11 protein-coding genes are annotated in these 17764 nt (G+C 53.2%); 7 read left to right on the forward strand and 4 right to left on the reverse strand.

Annotated elements, in window-relative coordinates; translation table 11 throughout:
- Window positions 1–80: 80 nt before the first annotated feature.
- The 5 genes from KKH3_RS02505 (at window position 81) to KKH3_RS02530 (ending at window position 8283) form a co-directional block, all read left to right on the forward strand.
- Window positions 81–1868, forward strand: coding sequence for a TolC family protein (locus KKH3_RS02505; RefSeq protein ID WP_039355475.1), 1788 nt, complete (start codon window positions 81–83; stop codon window positions 1866–1868).
- Window positions 1868–2623, forward strand: a complete 756-nt coding sequence (locus tag KKH3_RS02510; protein WP_039355476.1) for an efflux RND transporter periplasmic adaptor subunit — start codon at window positions 1868–1870, stop codon at window positions 2621–2623. The genes KKH3_RS02505 and KKH3_RS02510 overlap by 1 nt, the downstream gene beginning before the upstream one ends.
- Window positions 2620–3975: an efflux RND transporter periplasmic adaptor subunit gene (locus KKH3_RS02515; protein WP_039355478.1), complete on the forward strand. Its 1356-nt coding sequence runs from the start codon at window positions 2620–2622 to the stop codon at window positions 3973–3975. Before KKH3_RS02510 ends, KKH3_RS02515 begins: the two co-directional genes overlap by 4 nt.
- A gap of 2 nt (window positions 3976–3977) precedes the next feature.
- The gene (locus KKH3_RS02520; RefSeq protein WP_039355480.1) at window positions 3978–6107 is read left to right on the forward strand and encodes a site-2 protease family protein; all 2130 of its coding nucleotides are present in this window, start codon (window positions 3978–3980) and stop codon (window positions 6105–6107) included.
- Between the two features lie 445 nt (window positions 6108–6552).
- On the forward strand, window positions 6553–8283 hold the full coding sequence (locus tag KKH3_RS02530; protein ID WP_039355484.1) for a polysaccharide lyase family protein: 1731 nt from the start codon (window positions 6553–6555) through the stop codon (window positions 8281–8283).
- Between the two features lie 69 nt (window positions 8284–8352).
- On the opposite strand, the gene KKH3_RS22415 is transcribed toward KKH3_RS02530, so the two are convergent.
- The 4 genes from KKH3_RS22415 to acs form a co-directional block, all read right to left on the reverse strand.
- On the reverse strand, window positions 8353–8550 hold the full coding sequence (locus KKH3_RS22415; RefSeq protein WP_234991478.1) for an Rpn/YhgA-type helix-turn-helix domain-containing protein: 198 nt from the start codon (window positions 8548–8550) through the stop codon (window positions 8353–8355).
- 676 nt (window positions 8551–9226) lie between these two features.
- Window positions 9227–10885 (reverse strand): cation/acetate symporter ActP, encoded by a 1659-nt coding sequence (gene actP, locus KKH3_RS02540; RefSeq protein ID WP_039355486.1) that lies wholly within the window; start codon window positions 10883–10885, stop codon window positions 9227–9229.
- Complete coding sequence (locus tag KKH3_RS02545) at window positions 10882–11193, reverse strand: DUF485 domain-containing protein (RefSeq protein ID WP_039355487.1); 312 nt, start codon at window positions 11191–11193, stop codon at window positions 10882–10884. The genes actP and KKH3_RS02545 overlap by 4 nt, the downstream gene beginning before the upstream one ends.
- A gap of 125 nt (window positions 11194–11318) precedes the next feature.
- Complete coding sequence (acs, locus tag KKH3_RS02550; RefSeq protein WP_039355489.1) at window positions 11319–13280, reverse strand: acetate--CoA ligase; 1962 nt, start codon at window positions 13278–13280, stop codon at window positions 11319–11321.
- Between the two features lie 902 nt (window positions 13281–14182).
- Between acs and KKH3_RS02555 the strand changes: the two genes are divergently transcribed.
- On the forward strand, window positions 14183–14578 hold the full coding sequence (locus KKH3_RS02555; protein WP_039355491.1) for a hypothetical protein: 396 nt from the start codon (window positions 14183–14185) through the stop codon (window positions 14576–14578).
- A 751-nt stretch (window positions 14579–15329) separates the two neighbouring features.
- Window positions 15330–17699, forward strand: a complete 2370-nt coding sequence (locus KKH3_RS02560) for a TonB-dependent siderophore receptor (protein ID WP_039355493.1) — start codon at window positions 15330–15332, stop codon at window positions 17697–17699.
- Window positions 17700–17764: the final 65 nt, after the last annotated feature.

Raw genomic sequence — 17764 nt, forward strand, 5'->3', positions numbered from 1 at the left:
CCCGGGCGCTTGCAGGCGGTAACCACTCCACTGCCTGCAAGATGAAGGGAACAGACAAATAAAAGATGGGGAGAACCCGGGTGAATCAGCACATAGCGCATTTCTGGGATAGCCAGCAACACGACAGCCAGCAGCAGCACGTTCAACACGAGGCTGCACCACGCACCGCGGGTTCCCGGGCGTTACGGATCGCAGTGACCCTTGCCTGTCTGGGGCTAGCTGGCTGTGCCGTTAAACCCGAGCCGGTTACGGTTGAGCAGCAGGTCGCACAGGCGCTAAGCGACAGAACGCAGATGTTCGCTAATCAGGAACCGGTGCGCGGTACGATCACGCTGGATGAGGCGATTGCTCGTGCGCTGAAATATAACCTGCAACAGCGGGTCGCGCTCGTGGAACAGGCGATGGAAGATGACCTGTTGGGCGTACAAAATCTGGACATGCTGTTACCGAAACTGACCGCGCGCGCCGGATTGCAAACCCGCGATAACGTGGCCGGTTCTAGCAGCCAGTCGGTCACTACCGGACGGCAGTCGCTGGAAGCGTCTACCAGTCAGGATCAAACCCAGCGTACTGCCGATCTGACAATGAGCTGGAACGTGCTGGACTTCGGTATCAGCTATTTCAACGCCAAAGTGCAGGCGAACAAATCGCTGGCGGCGGAAGAGCGTCGTCGTCGCGTGGTGGCGGATATTACCCGTCAGGTGCGTACCGCTTATTGGGAAGCGGCCACGGCACAACGTTTGCAGCCGGAAGTGACCACCGCACTGACGCAGGCGCGTCAGGCGCTGGAATATGCGCGTCAGACCGAACAGCAACGCCTGTTGGCACCGGTTGACGCGTTGCGTTTCCAGAAGAACATGCTGGAGATGGTGCGCCAGTTGGAAATCGTCGACAGCGATCTGGTGGTCGCGAAATCCCGTCTGGCGGCGCTGATGAACCTGCCGCCGTCGAGCAAATACGATGTTGTCGTACCGAGCGAAAGCAGTCTGGTTGCACCGAAGATGGCCTACTCACTCGACGATCTGGAAAACTTCTCGATGGTGAAACGCCCAGAAGTGCGTGAAGAAAGCTATCTGGCGCGCAATAGCGTACTGGAAACCCGTAAATCACTGCTGCGCCTGCTGCCGGGCGTGTCGCTGTTTGCCGGTATCAACGGTGACAGCAACAGCTATCTGGTTAATCACCAGTGGGCGAACGCGGGCGTTCAGGTCAGCGGTAACCTGCTGAACGTGCTGTCGTGGTCATCGGTGAAACGTGCCGGACAGGCGAATGAAGATCTGGCGGAAGTGCGTCGTCAGGCGCTGCGCATGGCGGTGCTGACACAGGTGAACGTCGCCTGGCAGGAATATCAACAGAGCACGCGGATGTTTGGCCGCTATCAGGAACTGGCGCGAATTCAGCGCGGCATTCTCAACCAGACCACGCTCAGCGTACAGCATCGTGCCGAAACGCAGATGGAACAGGTGCGCGTCAGCACGGAAACGATTCTGACCACCCGCGCGCGTGACCGCAGCTTTGCCGATGTGCAGAACGCGCTGGGCGCGGTGTATCAGGCTGCCGGGCTGGATGTGCTGCCGGATAACGTGGACGATGTCAGCCTGGCAGCGCTGAGCAGCTCAATTGCCCGCACCACGGGTAACCTTGAGAAAGGCGGCGTTGCGGTACCGCGCCTGTCTCTGTCAACACCGGCTACGCCAGCGACGACAACGGCCTCTACCGTAACGGCTCCCGCGACAGGCTCATCGATAGCGAAGCCCATCGCGCCTGTTGCGGTGACGCCATCAGCCAACGCCGGAAAACCTTACCGCGTGGTCAACACGGATATGTGGGATAACCTGCAATCCCTACAGGCGGGAGGTTCGCGTTAATGGCTTTCGGCATAATGCGTCCGCTGTTGCTGGTGAGTGCGTTAAGTCTGCCCCTGTGGGGGCAGGCTGCGACGTCGGGCGACATTCGCGTACAGCTTAGCGCACAGCGCTATACCGTGTTATCCAGCGAAATTGCTGGGAAAGTGACGGATATTGCGGTGAAAGAGGGCGAACACTTCAAGCAGGGCGATACGCTGGTGACGTTTGACTGCACCGTGCTACGCGAAAAGCTGAACTACTCAAACGCCGCAGAGAATGCCGCGCGTAAGAAGCTGGCAATTGCCGATCGGCTGGATAAGCTCAATTCGATCAGCCTGTCGGATGTCGATCAGGCGCGATCGTCGGTGTCGATGGCGCAGGCCGAAAGCGGTGTCAATCGCGCCATGTTGCAACGCTGTGCGATTAAAGCCCCGTTCTCCGGCCGCGTAACGGAAACTAAGGTGAAGCGTTGGGAATCCGTGCCGGAAGGCAAAGAGCTGTTAGCGATTTATGATGACAGCGCGTTCGAGCTGGAAATGATCGTGCCGTCGCGCTGGCTGGTGTGGTTGAAGCAGGGCAGCGCTTTTCAGGTCACGCTGGATGAAACCGGTCTGAGCTATCCGGCGGAAATCAGCCGCCTTTCTTCGGCAATCGATCCGGTTAGTCAGTCGGTGAAGGTCTTTGGGCGGATTACCCAGTCTACCGCTGGATTGCTGCCGGGCATGAGCGGCGTGGCGCAAATCGTACCGCCTGATGCCGGTAGCGTATCGCCATGACCGAACGGAACACGACAGCAGCGCAAACCGAACAGGATAGCCGACTAGCGCTGCTGGCCGAGCTGTTGCAGCTGCAAAGCCGTGCCAGAGCGCGTGAAACGCTGGATGAGCTGGCGTTTTTCATCGTCAATGAAACCCACAATGTCGTGAAGTATCGGCAGGCGCTGCTGTGGGACTGCGATAAACAGCGCTTGCAGGCGGCTTCCGGGCTGGCCTCGCTCGATCACAACGCCCCGTTTTGTACCGAATTTAGCCGCCTGTGCCGCCAGTGGCAGGAAGAGGGGCGTCAAACGCAGGCGCTGCAATGTCGCGAGTTGCCTGCCGATGATCAGATTTTGTGGCGGGAACATCTGCCGGAATTTTTACTCTGGCTACCGCTGCGTTTACCGCAGGGCGAGATGCCGCTAGTGCTGGTGTTAGCACGGGACAGCGCGTGGCTGCCTGCCGAGATCGTGCTGCTGGAAAAACTGGCGGAAGCGTATGCGCACGCGTGGGCGAGTTTGCAGAAACAACGTCGGCGGCAGACGAATACCAGCCCGAAGAAACGTCGCTTGATTCTGGTCGGAATCGTGGCGCTGGCGCTGATCTTATTGATCCCGGTTCGTCAGTCGGTGTTGGCGCCGGCGGAGATCGTCGCGCATCGTCCTGTGATGGTGCGCGCGCCTGTGGCGGGCGTGGTGGATGACATACTGGTTCGCCCTAATCAGGCCGTTAGCGCCAATCAGCCGCTGGTGCGACTGGACGTGCGCGAACTGGAGAATCGGCTGGAGTCGGCTCGACAGGCTTTTGCCACCGCTGATGCCCAGTATCGGCAGGCACAGCAGCAGGCGCTGTTCGATGCCAATAGCAAGGCCAGTCTGGCCGTGCTGCAAAGCCGCCGCGAACAGGCGCAGAGCGACATGGACTTTCTGCAACGTCAGCAGGAACGCATGCAGCTCGTTTCCCCGCGCGACGGCGTGGCGATTTTTGATGATAGCAACGACTGGATTGGGCGCTCGGTGGCGGTGGGGGAACGTATCATGATGATCGCCGATCCGCACGATGTTGAGCTGGAGATCCAGTTGCCCGCGGCGGACGCCATTGCACTGGAAAATGGCGCGGATGTGCGCCTGTTCCTCAATGTGGCACCGAATTCGGCACAGGACGCGCGGCTTGAACAGATTGGCTATCGCGCTGCGCCGACGCCGGACAATGTGATGGCTTATCGGCTACGGGCGCGCTTTACGCAGGATGATCCGCAGCTGCGCGTGGGTTTGAAAGGCACCGCGAAGCTATACGGGAAACGCACGGTGCTGTTCGTTTACCTGCTGCGTAAACCGCTGGCGTCACTGCGCGTCTGGCTGGGTGTCTGACGATGGCCGGAGGTGTGCCCCCTGCCGCTGGGCTTAGCCCGCTGCGCGATGAACTTATCCTGCATGCCGGGCCGGCTAACCGCGACGGATCGCCCAGTTGGACGTTGGAAGATCCGCTGCGCGGTCTCTATTTTCGTATCGGCTGGGCGGAAATGGCGATGCTCTCGCGCTGGTCGATGGGGAACGCGGCGCAAATTGTTGCCGAGGTTAACCAGACTTCTGCACTGACGCTGGATGACAGCGATGTGCAGTATTTCAACCGCTTCTTACAGGCCAACAACCTGACGCGGGTTTCCGGCGATGACGCGCTGGCGCAGTTTTCTCGTCAGGTGGAGCAGTCGCGCGTTTCCATCTGGCGCAAGCTGTTGAAGAACTACCTATTTTTTCGCATTCCCTTATGGCACCCCGATCGTTTTCTGGGCGCGACCCTGCCGTGGGTCGCCCCGTTTTTCAGCCGGACTTTCCTCAAACTGACGCTGCTGGTGGCGGTGCTGGGGTTATTCCTCGCCGGACGTCAGTGGGAAACGTTCAAGCATACGTTTCTGCATTTCTTCACGTTGGAAGGTGCCGCGCTGGCGGGGCTGACGCTGTGCTTTACCAAGATTCTGCATGAGTTCGGCCACGCCTACACCTGCAAGCGCTTTGGTGCGCGGGTCGCCACGATGGGCATCGCATTTTTGGTGATGATGCCGGTGCTGTACACCGATACGTCCGGTTCATGGAAGCTCACCCGCCGTCGGCAGCGGATGGCGATTGGTGCGGCAGGCATGATGACTGAGCTGGTGCTGGCGGCGTGGGCGACGCTGGCATGGAGCTTCTTGCCGGATGGTATGCTGCGCAGCGCCGCGTTTATGCTGGCGACGACGACCTGGATTATGACACTTGCGATTAACCTCAGCCCGCTGATGCGCTTCGACGGCTATTTCCTGCTTTCCGATGGATTACAGATGCCGAACCTGCAAAACCGGGGCTTTGCTATCGGCCGCTGGCAGATGCGGGAATGGCTGTTCGGCTTAGGCGATGCGCCACCGGAGCACTTTCCACGCTGGCTGCAACGTACGCTGGTGGGCTATGCCTTTGCGGTGTGGATATACCGTTTCTTCCTGTTTACCGGTATCGCGATTCTGGTTTACCACATGACGTTCAAACTGCTGGGAATGCTGCTTTTCGCGATTGAAATTGGCTACTTCGTGGTGATGCCGGTGGTGAATGAAGTACGCGAGTGGAGTAAACGCCGTAAGGATTATCGTATGAACCGTAATATGACGACAACGCTGGCCGTGAGCGCCGTGGTTCTGCTTTTGCTGCTGCTTCCCTGGCAGCGCGGCGTGTATGCGCCGGCGCTGCTGCGGGCGGAACAGCAAAGCAGCCTGTATATGCCCGTACCTGCGATGATTCAGCGCATTGAGGTTCAGGTCGGCCAGCCTGTGCAAGCGGGACAAACGCTGTTTATGCTGTCGTCTGACGCGCTGGCGCACGAACAGAAACAGCTAGAGCGACAAATCGCCACGCTGAACTGGCAAAGCACCTTTCAGATATTCAACAAGGAAGCGGCTGGCGATCACCAGCGGGTGAAGCAGGAGTACGACGCCGCGCTGCAAAAATTGCAGGTATTGCAGCGTCAGTCTGAACAGTTGACGGTGCGTGCGCCGATAGACGGCGTGGTGGCAGATATGACAACGCCGCTGGAAACCGGCGAGTGGCTGGGGCAGGGGGAATGGCTGGCGGTTGTCACCAAACCAACCGGCGGGCTGGTGGAAGCGTTTGTGTCGGAAAAAGACTGGCAGCGGCTCCGCACCGGTGGAAAAGGCACGTTTTATTTACAGGATGTCAGCCGTTCATCGCTGCCGCTCACGATTGTGGAGATAGCCAGCACGGCAACCCGCGATCTGAATGCCGCGCCAGAACTGGCATCCATTTATGGCGGCGACATTGCCACGTTGAGCGATTCGCAGCGCAAGCTGCATCCTGAGCAGGCGGTTTATCGTGTATTGCTCAGTCTACCTGCCGACTATCGTGCTCAGCCGCAGGTGTTGCGTGGCACGGTGGTGCTGGATGGCGAGGCGCAAAGCCTGCTGATTCGCGGCTGGAAAGTGGTGTCCGCCGTACTGATTCGCGAGCTGTCATTCTGATCAGTTTTAATTTCTGCGATGTCGATCCTGACTTTCTTCCCGCTATTGCCAGATTTTTGTTTTTGCTGGCAGTGGCGTGAAGGAGGGCGCTTATCTCCCCGATTATGTTGTTCCCATCACTGCTATACCCGTCATACTTCAAGCTGCTTGTGCGTTGGCCGCCCTTACTCACCCCAGTCACTTACCTGAGTAAGCTCCTGGGGATTCGTGCGGTTGCCTCCTTCACGCAACTCGAATTATTTAGGGTATATATTTCAAATAGCGGGAATTTTTTGATATCTCAGGCTACATCCATGTTGGATATTAGGGGAAACACGGTGATGAGGTTCCCGCAGGGATACCTCGCACCGTGGTAGCCCCGTGTATCTCGATATTGAAGCGGCAGTAGCCTGAACGGATGCGATAAAAATTTCTGTCTAACCAATGGAACACAAGAGGGCTGACTGTGAAGCGATCTGTCTTGTTGTTGGTGGGAGTCATGCTGGCACCCTATGGCTACAGCGCGCAGGATAATGCCGTGTCATTATCCGTTTCTGGTTTGAATACCGTTCTGGATAACGGCTTGCTGAAAGTCGCTTTCGGAGAAGATGGCAGCGCGGTGAGCATGGTGACGGGAGGCAAAAATATCGTCACCAACCTGTCCGGTGCGGCGCGCGATCCGAGTAAAACGCGTAGCGCTTATCTCGATTACTATGTTAACGATGCTCATGCTAAAGGCGTCAAAGATTTTGTCCCCGATCGGATAGAGGTGCTGCGCAACGATCGAGATATAGCGCATGTGGCCTATATCGACGATCGGGACGGGCTGTTACGGCTAGAATATCACCTGATTATGCGTCGTGGTGTTAGCGGGCTTTATAGCTATGTGGTGGCCGAGAATAGCGGAAATCAGGACGTTAAAGTCAGTGAATTGCGTAACGTCTATCGCTTCGATCCTGCCCGGTTAGATCATCTCTACAACGGGGATCGTCAAGGTAAGCCGCTGCTTTACAGCCAGCTTGAAGCGTCGCCGAAGGTGCAGGATGAAACCTGGCGATTGCCGGATGGCAGCATTTATTCCAAATATGATTTTGCTGGCTCTATGCGTGCCGCGCCTTTCTGGGGTGTTTTCGGTAATGGCATGGGGGCGTGGCTGATTCACGGCAATCGGGAGTATTTCTCCGGCGATGCGCTCAAGCAGGATCTGCTGGTGCATCAGGATGCGATTATTCTGAACTATATGACGGGGGCGCATCTCGGCACACCGGATATGATAGTTCCACCGGGCTGGAAAAAATTCTACGGTCCGTGGCTGCTGTATATCAATCAGGGCGATACCGAACACATGCTGGCGGATGCTCAGCGTCAGGCGCTGACGGAAACCGTCAACTGGCCATACAAATGGGTGAATGATGCCCGTTATCCGATTGAGCGCACACTGGTGAGCGGACGCGTTGCCAGCCAGCAGTCGGTAACCGTGGTGCTTTCGTCATCGCTGGATGAGCCGTTTGACGTGCAAACCCGTGGCTATTCGTATCAGGCAATCACCGATACACAGGGAAATTTTTCAATTCCTCATGTCCGTCCGGGAAATTACCATCTTGCTGTGTATGCCAACAGCGGTACGCAGCCGGGGATATTGGCGGAGCAAACGCTATCCGTTTCTGGTGATAATCAAACGCTGCCTATGATAACGCTACCAAAAGCCGAATCGGTTTTTTGGGCTATTGGACAGGCAAATCGGCAGGCGAGTGAATTCCGCTTTGGCAATGAGGCACGTAACACCCGCTGGCAGCATGAGGTTCCGGCAAACCTGACGTTCGATATTGGCCGTAGCGATTATCAACGTGACTGGTATTACGCGCAGACCAAACCGGGAAAATGGGATATCCGTTTTGCTCTGCAACCAGAGAAGAAAACCTATTTCCTGAATATCGCCCTGGCGGCCGCGAGTAACAGCGGAATGAGCGAACCAACAGTGCCGCAACTGGCGGTCGTGGTAAACGGCAGCACGCTGGAAACACTGACTTACGGAAACGACAAAACCATTTATCGTGGCGCGTTACAAAGCGGTCGCTATCACATCGCCCGTATCCCTGTGTCATCCCGCTTTCTGAAAAACGGCAACAATACGATCACGCTGCAATTAAAAGGCGGCAGCGTGATGTATGACGTGGTGACGTTAAGCGAGGAGTAAATCCAGTTTTTACAATGTGAAACGCTGGGTTTCGCAGAACCGTGGGCAGGGATAGCCCACGATAAAAAATTACTTTTGTTCGCTGTGGAGCAGTTGCGCCATCTCTTCATCGGATAACTGGGTAACGCGCTGAACTAATTCCTGCTCCATCTCGCTTTGCAACAACTGGCGGGCGATGTTGAGTGCGCTGGCCTTTATCCCTTCTTGCATTCCTTCCTGCATCCCCTGTTCAAATCCCCTTTGGTGTAACTGCTGTGCAATGGTCATTGTGTCCTCCTTATGCGTTAACAGGGGCTCAGCCACTGAATTAATGAACCTGTCTATGTCAGATGTATTGCCCACTTTCGCAACGTACAGTAATAACGCGTGCCGCAGTGGCAGAGACAGGTTCCAGTGTTCAAATAATAGCCCGATGTCGTGTGCCAATTCCAGCATATCCCGTGTTCGAATATGAAAGAGGTCAACGCTTATTTAGTGGGTTGCAGACCTCTTACAAGCCTCGATATTTGGGATATGACTAGATTTTTCCTTCGCCACGGGAGCCTATTTATTGGTTGTATTTTATGTAGCCTAAGAGACAGTTTCGTGCGCCACACTGTCGCCATTCATATGCCAAATCTTGTATGCGCCCGACGCAGGGCGCTCAATCGCCGCCGCCCTGCGAACCCAGGCTTCCGGCTAAATTATGCCGCTGTGCGGTTCCATCGGTGTTCATGACCGCTAATCGAGCCGTCAGTGACGCGTTCCCGACGCGACACTGACTTTCGCGACGTCCTGTCGCTCACTCGGCGTTCATGAATACCGCTGCATAATTTTTTATGCCGGATAGAGACAAAATCCATCATCAGTCGTGGAGTTTATATATAAAAATTTTGGTAGGCGGATAATCGGCAATATCAGGGAGTTTACCTCCCCCTGTGAGGGGGAGGATGAGAAGGAAGGATTAGTGAGAACTGCCTTTTGATGCGCCGACGCCAGTTTGTGAGCGGACAAACTGTGCATGGAAGCGTGCGCGTTCCTGCTGTCCGGCTTCGGAGCGATCGGTGATGGAGAAGAACCAGATACCGATAAACGCGACCAGCATGGAGAACAGCGCTGGATAATCGTAAGGGTAAATCGGCGTAGCGTGACCGAGGATTTTTACCCAGATCGTCGGCCCCAATATCATCAAAATAACAGCGGTCAACAGACCCGCCCAACCGCCAATCATCGCTCCGCGCGTGGTTAGCTTCGACCAGTACATGGAGATGATAATAATCGGGAAGTTACAGCTGGCGGCGATAGAGAACGCTAACCCAACCATGAAGGCGATGTTCTGGTTCTCAAACAGGATGCCGAGCGAAATCGCTACGACGCCCAGCACCAGTACCGTGATTTTCGAAACTTTCAGCTCATCACGCTCCGTCGCTTTCCCTTTCTTGATCACGTTAGAGTAGAGATCGTGGGATACGGCAGAGGCACCCGCTAGCGTCAAACCGGCGACGACGGCCAGAATGGTGGCAAAGGCCACAGCGGAGATAAAGCCGAGGAAGAAGTCACCGCCGACCGCATCGGCAAGATGCACCGCTGCCATGTTATTCCCACCGATAAGCGCACCCGTTGCGTCCTTAAATTCAGGATTCGCGCTGACCAGCAGGATAGCACCGAAGCCGATGATGAAGGTCAGGAAGTAGAAATAGCCCATGAACCCGGTAGCATAGAACACGCTTTTACGCGCTTCTTTAGCATCGCTGACGGTGAAGAAACGCATCAGAATGTGTGGAAGACCGGCCGTACCGAACATCAGGCCCAACCCGAGAGATAGCGCGGATATCGGGTCAGAAACCAGCCCGCCGGGGCTCATGATAGACGCGCCTTTCGGGTGAACCACCATCGCCTGTTTGAACAGTTCGTTAAAGCTGAATCCGACGGATTTCATCACCATGACGGCCATGAAGGTGGCACCGAATAGCAACAGGACGGCTTTGATAATCTGTACCCATGTGGTGGCGAGCATGCCGCCAAACATTACATACATCACCATCAGAATACCGACCAGTATCACGGCCACATGGTAATTGAGGCCGAACAGCAGTTCGATGAGCTTCCCCGCGCCCACCATCTGCGCAATGAGGTACAGAGCGACAACCACCAGAGAACCACAGGCGGAAAGGCTACGGATCGGGCGCTGCTGCAAACGGTAGGATGCGACATCCGCAAAGGTATAACGCCCGAGGTTGCGCAGCCGCTCTGCGATCAGAAACAGAATAATGGGCCAGCCGACCAAAAAGCCGAGTGAGTAAATCAAGCCGTCGTAACCGGAGGTATAGACCAGCGCAGAAATACCGAGGAAGGATGCAGCTGACATGTAGTCACCCGCAATCGCCAGCCCATTCTGGAAACCGGTAATGTTGCCGCCAGCTGTATAATAATCGCTACGTGAACGGGTTTTCTTCGACGCCCAGTAGGTGATATACAGTGTACCGCCGACGAACAACAGGAACATCACGATGGCCTGAATATTCAACGGCTGGCGCTGGACATCCCCCGTGAGGGCATCGGCTGCCCACGCAAGCACTGGCAGCGTTAACAGCCCGAACAGCATCATAAAGCGTATTTTCATTGCTTTACCTCATCCAGTAACTGCTTGGTCAGACGATCAAATTCGCCGTTAGCGCGATACACATAGACGCCGGTCAGAATGAAAGAAATCGCAATCAATCCCACACCAATCGGAATACCGCGAGTAATGCTGGAACCTAGAGCGATCGGCGTTCCCAGCCAGCCAGGCGCAAAGGCGATTAGCAGAATAAAACCGACATAAAGCACCAGCATGATTAATGAAAGAAAAACGGCAAAACGCTGTCGCTTGTTGACCAGTTCTCTGAATAAGGGGTTACTTTCAATCCGTTGATAAATGGCATCATTCATCATAAGTCTCCGGTAATCTGTAGGGTTGAGCGCTACCGCGATGTCACCGCCTGATTTATCACCACCCACATTCCCGCAAGCCACATCATGGCTTACGGAAATGAAGAGAGCGGTGGGGCAGAGGGTTATTGAGAGGCGGTACTCATAGCCTGCTTTTCTTCGAGCAGTTTTTCGACGACGCCAGGATCGGCCAGCGTTGAGGTATCCCCCAGATTACTGGTGTCACCGGCGGCGATCTTACGCAAAATACGACGCATGATTTTGCCGGACCGCGTTTTTGGTAAAGAGTCAGTCCAGTGCAGGATATCCGGTGTGGCAATCGGACCGATTTCCTTACGCACCCAGTTGCGGACTTCCGTATACAGTTCGCTGGACGGTTCTTCACCGTGATTCAGCGTGATGTAGGCATAAATGGCCTGCCCTTTCATATGGTGAGGAATACCGACCACGGCGGCTTCGGCAATCTTGGGGTGTGCAACGAGCGCTGATTCGATTTCCGCCGTCCCCAGACGATGCCCAGAAACGTTCAGCACGTCGTCAACGCGGCCCGTGATCCAGTAATAGCCATCTTCGTCACGGCGTGCGCCGTCACCGCTGAAGTACATGCCTTTAAAGGTAGAAAAGTAGGTTTGCTCAAAGCGGTCGTGATCGCCAAACAGGGTTCTTGCCTGACCCGGCCAGGAATCCACGATGACCAGATTGCCTTCCGCCGTACCTTCCTGCGGGTTGCCAAGGTTGTCGACCAGCGCAGGCTGTACACCGAAGAACGGACGCGTCGCAGAGCCGGCTTTCGGCTCAATTGCGCCGGGCAGAGGGGTGATCATGAAGCCACCCGTCTCGGTTTGCCACCAGGTATCGACGATAGGGCATTTACCATTGCCGATTTTGTTGAAATACCACTCCCAGGCTTCCGGGTTGATCGGCTCACCGACGGAACCCATGATCCTGAGGGATTCACGCGATGTGCCCTCAATCGCTTTATCACCTTCAGCCATCAGCGCGCGGATCGCCGTGGGCGCGGTGTAGAGAATATTGACTTGATGCTTATCGACCACTTGTGCCATGCGGCTGGCGTCCGGCCAGGTTGGTACACCTTCGAACATCAGCGTAATTGCACCGCATGCCAGTGGACCATAAAGCAGGTAGCTATGCCCCGTGACCCAGCCAACATCTGCCGTACACCAGTAAATGTCGCCGGGATGATAGTCGAAGACATATTTGAAGGTCAGTGCAGCATAAACCAGATAGCCGCCAGTGGTGTGCAATACGCCTTTGGGTTTCCCCGTTGAACCGGAGGTATAAAGGATAAAGAGTGGATCTTCCGCGTTCATCTCTTCCGGCGGACAATGATCGTCTGCTTTTTCAACCAGATCGTGCCACCACAGATCGCGCCCGTCTTGCCATTCATTGATCTTACCCGTACGGCGGAAAACGATAACGCTGGAAATGGTGGTGACGTTCGGGTTCTTTAACGCCTCATCAATATTCTTCTTCAGCGGAATCACACGTCCGGCGCGTATACCTTCATCGGCGGTAATGACCAGTTTGGCGCTGGAATCGATGATACGACCGGAAATTGCTTCGGGAGAGAAGCCCCCGAAGATCACCGAATGTATGGCCCCGATTCTTGTACAGGCCAGCATTGCCACGGCCGCTTCCGGCACCATCGGCATATAAATAGCAACGACATCGCCTTTTTTGACGCCCTGCGACTTCAGTACATTGGCGAAGCGGCACACGGACTGATGGAGTTCACGGTAGGTGACTTTTTTACTTTCTGCCGCGTCATCGCCTTCCCAGATGATCGCGGTTTGATCGCCACGCTCGGCCAGATGGCGATCCAGGCAGTTTGCTGCCACATTGAGTGTACCGTCTTCAAACCAGCGGATACTGATGTGGCCGGGGTCAAATGAGGTGTTCTTGATCGTTTTATAGGGTTTGATCCAATCGACGATCTTTCCCTGCTCACCCCAAAAGGCGGCGGGATCGTCAACGGACAATTGATACATATTTTTGTATTGCTGGGCATTTATCAGTGCATTTTCCGCAATTGAAGCGGGAATAGCGTGTTTATTATGTTGTGTCATAGCGCTTCTCCTTAAACATGTTAATGCTATGTCAAATAATGGTTAATTCTAGTTAACCACTTATCTTTGTTTCTTTTTTGCGCGATTGATCACGCAATGCAGGAAAAGCAGTGAGGGATGACTTAAAAGATAGTCTTTTGGTTCAGAAATCAGGCAGTTTTTTCGTCGTGGTCAAAAGGTGATAAGTGATGTGTGTCACAATATGACAGTCAGAAGAATAATCAGTGCTGTTATAATGTCATAAACGATCAATTCATTGTTTTCAATAGGTTATATCTATCATTATCAGGTTTTTGATCGCCCTTTACGATCAAAAGGCGTAAAGATCCTGCTTATTCAACCGATAGTAAAAATCATGTTCAGAGTATATTCCTACGTAGGCCAGCTATTTAACGCGTCCAACAGTGGTCTGGGTGTTGAAATTTTGTTCTGGTTGTTAATTATGTGTAGGCTATTAATGAAATAGATTTATCTGATTACTAACGAGCAGATAAGTGTGAATAATCTACACTTTGAGTAGGTTCCACCGTACAGATGTGAGCCTTCTTAAAAAGAGTAAAGATGCCGTGCGCTAGCCGCTGACAAAAAGAAAAGTGGAATGTTATTTTTTGTGTCTTATTCAGAAATATCCGGTTTCCAAAATAAATAACGTAGATATACCCAACATCACTGACGCTAAGTAAGGCGGCAGATGTTTGAGCCCCGCTAGCCTGAGAACCCATAAAAGGTTTCGGTTAGTGAAATTCACCCTTTTCGTTAGGTGATTTTCTGGGGGGAGGGAAGAACACTATTAGCCCGGAAACCTTTTTAATTCCGGTAGGTTGATTGCTTATCAATGGTGTGCCGTAGCGTCATGGTGCGCTGTGAGATATCTTTTTACATAGCATGATGCAGAGGAAACAATGAGTCTGATATTTGGCCGGAATGAGATTTTAGGCATGCTTTCTCAACCAGTTCAGAATGATAGACGTGCTGTGGCGGTGATTGACGAGAAATGTAAGGTCGTCTGTGCGAATTCTGCCTTCAATGCCCATTTTGGATTGCGTGCAGAAGAAATGAATACGCCCGTTTCAATTGATGATGTACTACCTATCAACGTGAAGTTTGCCTATCACGATTTTATGACGAATTCCAACATGTTGAGTACGCGCGTGGTGTCGGATTTGTTGTCTGATGGCTTTACCAAAAAGCAGTTAAGTACGCTGTCTTTTTCGAAGCTGAACGTTGAAAACCGAGTGCTTTCTCTGCTGATCCTAAACCAGGATGCGGTTGAGCCTTCGACGAATTTAGCGTCATAAACTTGAATAATCGGGGATTATCTGGGCCGGAAGAATGGAAATGTGGTTTTTCCAGTGAAAAATAACGACAAAAGAAAAGTTGTTGTTACTAATAACATGACTATCTCTGATTTAGTCTCATTTTACCAACAGCAATCGATTGCGTGGATTGTTCTCTGATATCTGCCTACGGCCAGTAGAACAGCTAAAGCAGCGCCAATTCTTTATAAATGAAGAATTAACAACGTTCTTTATTAATCACGATGATATAAAAAATTAATAAAATTAGAGGTTTGTATATTTTATTGCATGCAATATGCTTGTTTGAAATAAATAGCGAAACGTTTCGATAGTGGTTTACCTTCCTCCTTACCTATTATCTTTTCCTTCGGCCTTCATTGTTGATGATTCCTTTAGACATCTCGGTTTATTAAATGGTGATAATAGTTTCTGGAAGTTTTCTTTATTTTTAGCGTATTGAATACTGAAAGATGGCGAATGAATAAGTAGACTGCCGTCTAATTGTCGATGAGGTTGAGCCATGACTGCATTATTGCCATAAAGCACTTTTTGATAAAAACCGATGTCAGTTTTTTACTGATGAGAACATTTGTGCACATCGGTTTATCAATGTCGACAACGCTTTTTTCGTAATAACTTCTCATTGATCATAATTATTTCAATTATTTTTCGATTTCTGGTTCCCCTTTTTACGCTCTCACTTGGCATAGCTTCTGAAAACAAGCGTTTCTTATGCGATAGGGGATAAATAATGGTTAAATTCCGTACCCACCTGTTGGCTCGTACTTTACGTGCCGGGGTACTTGGGGCATCGTTTGCCTCAGTGCTGCCAATGGCGGCGGTCTATGCTGCGTCTGCGGCGTCCGTCCAGCAATACACGGTGTCGTCTGGCCCGCTCAATCAGGTGCTCAATCAATTTGCCCAACAGGCTGGCGTATTACTTTCTTACGATCCGGCAGTTGTGGCGGGTAAACATGGTGCGGGGTTGCGGGGGAACTACAGCGTTGAGCAGGGTTTCCAGCAGATCCTCAGCAACAGTGGCTTAAGTGCACAGTACAGTGCCGATGGCAGCGTGACGCTTGTGCAGCGCACGGCGAGTGAGCCAGTCTCTGTTTCTGCGCCTGTTGTTGCTAAAAACGATCGGATCGTCGTCACCGCTCCACCGAATACCGCGATGAAGCTGGATGTGCCGATTTCAGAGACGCCACGCGCGGTTTCGGTTGTGACAGAGACGCAGATCGAAGAGCGCGGCGCGCAAAAGATCGATCAGGCGCTGCGCTATAGCAGCGGTATTTTGGCAACGCCATACGGGCCGGATAATAAAGCCGAATGGGTGACTATTCGTGGATTTAGCGATCAGTCCCGCTTCCAGAATGGCCTGGCTACGCTGAATGAAGATGGATTCTACGGCCAGCAGATTGAGCCGTTCGGCGTTGAGCGTATCGAAGTCCTGAAAGGCCCAGCCTCCGTTCTGTATGGGCAAAACCCGCCAGGCGGTCTGGTCAACGTCATCACCAAACGACCAACGCGTTTGCCGCAGGGGAAAGTGGAGCTGGAATACGGCTCTAACGATTATCGCCATCTGGCTGTCGATAGTGCGGGGCCGTTAAACGATGACGGATCGGTGTTGTATCGGGTCGTTGCGCTGGCGCGTGATACCTCGGGTGAGATGGACTTTTCGAAGAGCAAGCGCCTTTATCTGGCACCGAGCGTCACGCTTCTCGGAGAAGATACGGAACTGACCGTGTTAGCCAGCTACATGGAGACGAAATCCGACACGACCAACGGCTTCAAGCTGCCGTATGGCACATTGCATGACACGCCGTTTGGCAAAGTCGGCTATAAAACGTCGCTGGGTGAACCGGGTATGAACCGCCACGATACCCGACAATTCAGTCTGGGCTATGAGTTCACACATCACCTTAATGATACCTGGACGTTCCACCAGAATGTGAACTACACCTATCTGAATTTGGATCTGCGCAATGCTTATGCGCTGAGTATGGCTAATGATCGTCAGGCTAATCGTGGGCTGACCTACCGTGACGGTTTTGCGCAAAACTGGGCTACGGATAACCGGTTAGTAGGTGAATGGCAGTGGGAAGATATTGAAAACACGCTGTTGCTCGGGTTCGATTACCGCCGTGCCAATACACAAAGCCGCGATGGAAACCTGTACGCCTTTGGCGACCCTATCGATATTTTTAACCCAGTTTACGGCAACTATACATCACCAGACAGCCAACTGTTCGCTCACCGCTCTGGCCGTCATCAGACGGGTTACTATGTTCAGAACCAGATTAAGTATGACGAGCGTCTGATCGTCTTGCTGGGTGGACGTTACGACGTGGCGAAGTCTCGCGACCGTAATTTCTCCTCAGGCGCGGATACTCGTACCGACGATACCAAATTTACCAAGACTGCTGGGGTAATGTACCTGTTTGATAACGGTATTTCCCCTTACGTCAGCTATTCGGAATCGTTCCTTCCCGTGTCGGGTCGTGATGGCTATGAACGTCCTTATGTGCCAGAAGAAGGCCAGCAGACGGAAGTTGGCGTGAAATATACGCCAGAAGGCTTTAACGGTTATGCCTCTGCTGCCTTGTTTAATCTGGAACAGAAGAATGTGAAAACGACGGATCCTAAAAACCCGAGTCTCACTATTCAGGCGGGTGAGGCCCGTTCACGCGGCCTTGAGCTGGAATTGAGCGGTGAGGTTTATACCGGTCTGACGCTGACGGCAAACTACACATATAACGAAGTGGAGACCACTAAATCAGGTACCATCGGTGAAGTGGGTAAACGCCTACCGGGCCTGCCTGAACATATCGTGTCTGGCTGGGCGACTTATGCCTTTAACGGCAAGCTGGAAGGATTAAGTATCGGCAGCGGTGTGCGCTATGTGGGTAGTTCTTACGGTGATATCGCCAATTCAGCGGACATGAAGGTTCCTGCTTATACACTGTGGGATGCGATGATCGCCTATGATTTCAGCAAAGATTGGCGGTTGCAGGTTAATGCAACGAACCTGACCAACCGTGAGTATGTCAGCGCCTGTAACTACTGGTGCTACTACGGTGAAGGCCGTAACGTTAGCGCGAATGTCAGCTATCGTTGGTAATCTTCGTTCTCTGCTCTCTCTGAAAGAAGCCCTCGGGCTTCTTTCTTTTTGCATGCACGCCATGC

This window comes from Pectobacterium actinidiae (assembly GCF_000803315.1).
Lineage (GTDB): Bacteria > Pseudomonadota > Gammaproteobacteria > Enterobacterales > Enterobacteriaceae > Pectobacterium > Pectobacterium actinidiae.

What these genes read in the sequence shown, in the direction of transcription:
- KKH3_RS02510 (WP_039355476.1), top strand. Translation starts at nt 1,868, where the DNA reads ATGGCTTTCGGCATAATGCGTCCGCTGTTGCTGGTGAGTGCGTTAAGT.
- KKH3_RS02515 (WP_039355478.1), top strand. Translation starts at nt 2,620, where the DNA reads ATGACCGAACGGAACACGACAGCAGCGCAAACCGAACAGGATAGCCGA.
- KKH3_RS02520 (WP_039355480.1), top strand. Translation starts at nt 3,978, where the DNA reads ATGGCCGGAGGTGTGCCCCCTGCCGCTGGGCTTAGCCCGCTGCGCGAT.
- KKH3_RS22415 (WP_234991478.1), bottom strand. Translation starts at nt 8,550, where the DNA reads ATGACCATTGCACAGCAGTTACACCAAAGGGGATTTGAACAGGGGATG.
- actP (WP_039355486.1), bottom strand. Translation starts at nt 10,885, where the DNA reads ATGAAAATACGCTTTATGATGCTGTTCGGGCTGTTAACGCTGCCAGTG.
- KKH3_RS02545 (WP_039355487.1), bottom strand. Translation starts at nt 11,193, where the DNA reads ATGAATGATGCCATTTATCAACGGATTGAAAGTAACCCCTTATTCAGA.
- acs (WP_039355489.1), bottom strand. Translation starts at nt 13,280, where the DNA reads ATGACACAACATAATAAACACGCTATTCCCGCTTCAATTGCGGAAAAT.
- KKH3_RS02555 (WP_039355491.1), top strand. Translation starts at nt 14,183, where the DNA reads ATGAGTCTGATATTTGGCCGGAATGAGATTTTAGGCATGCTTTCTCAA.
- KKH3_RS02560 (WP_039355493.1), top strand. Translation starts at nt 15,330, where the DNA reads ATGGTTAAATTCCGTACCCACCTGTTGGCTCGTACTTTACGTGCCGGG.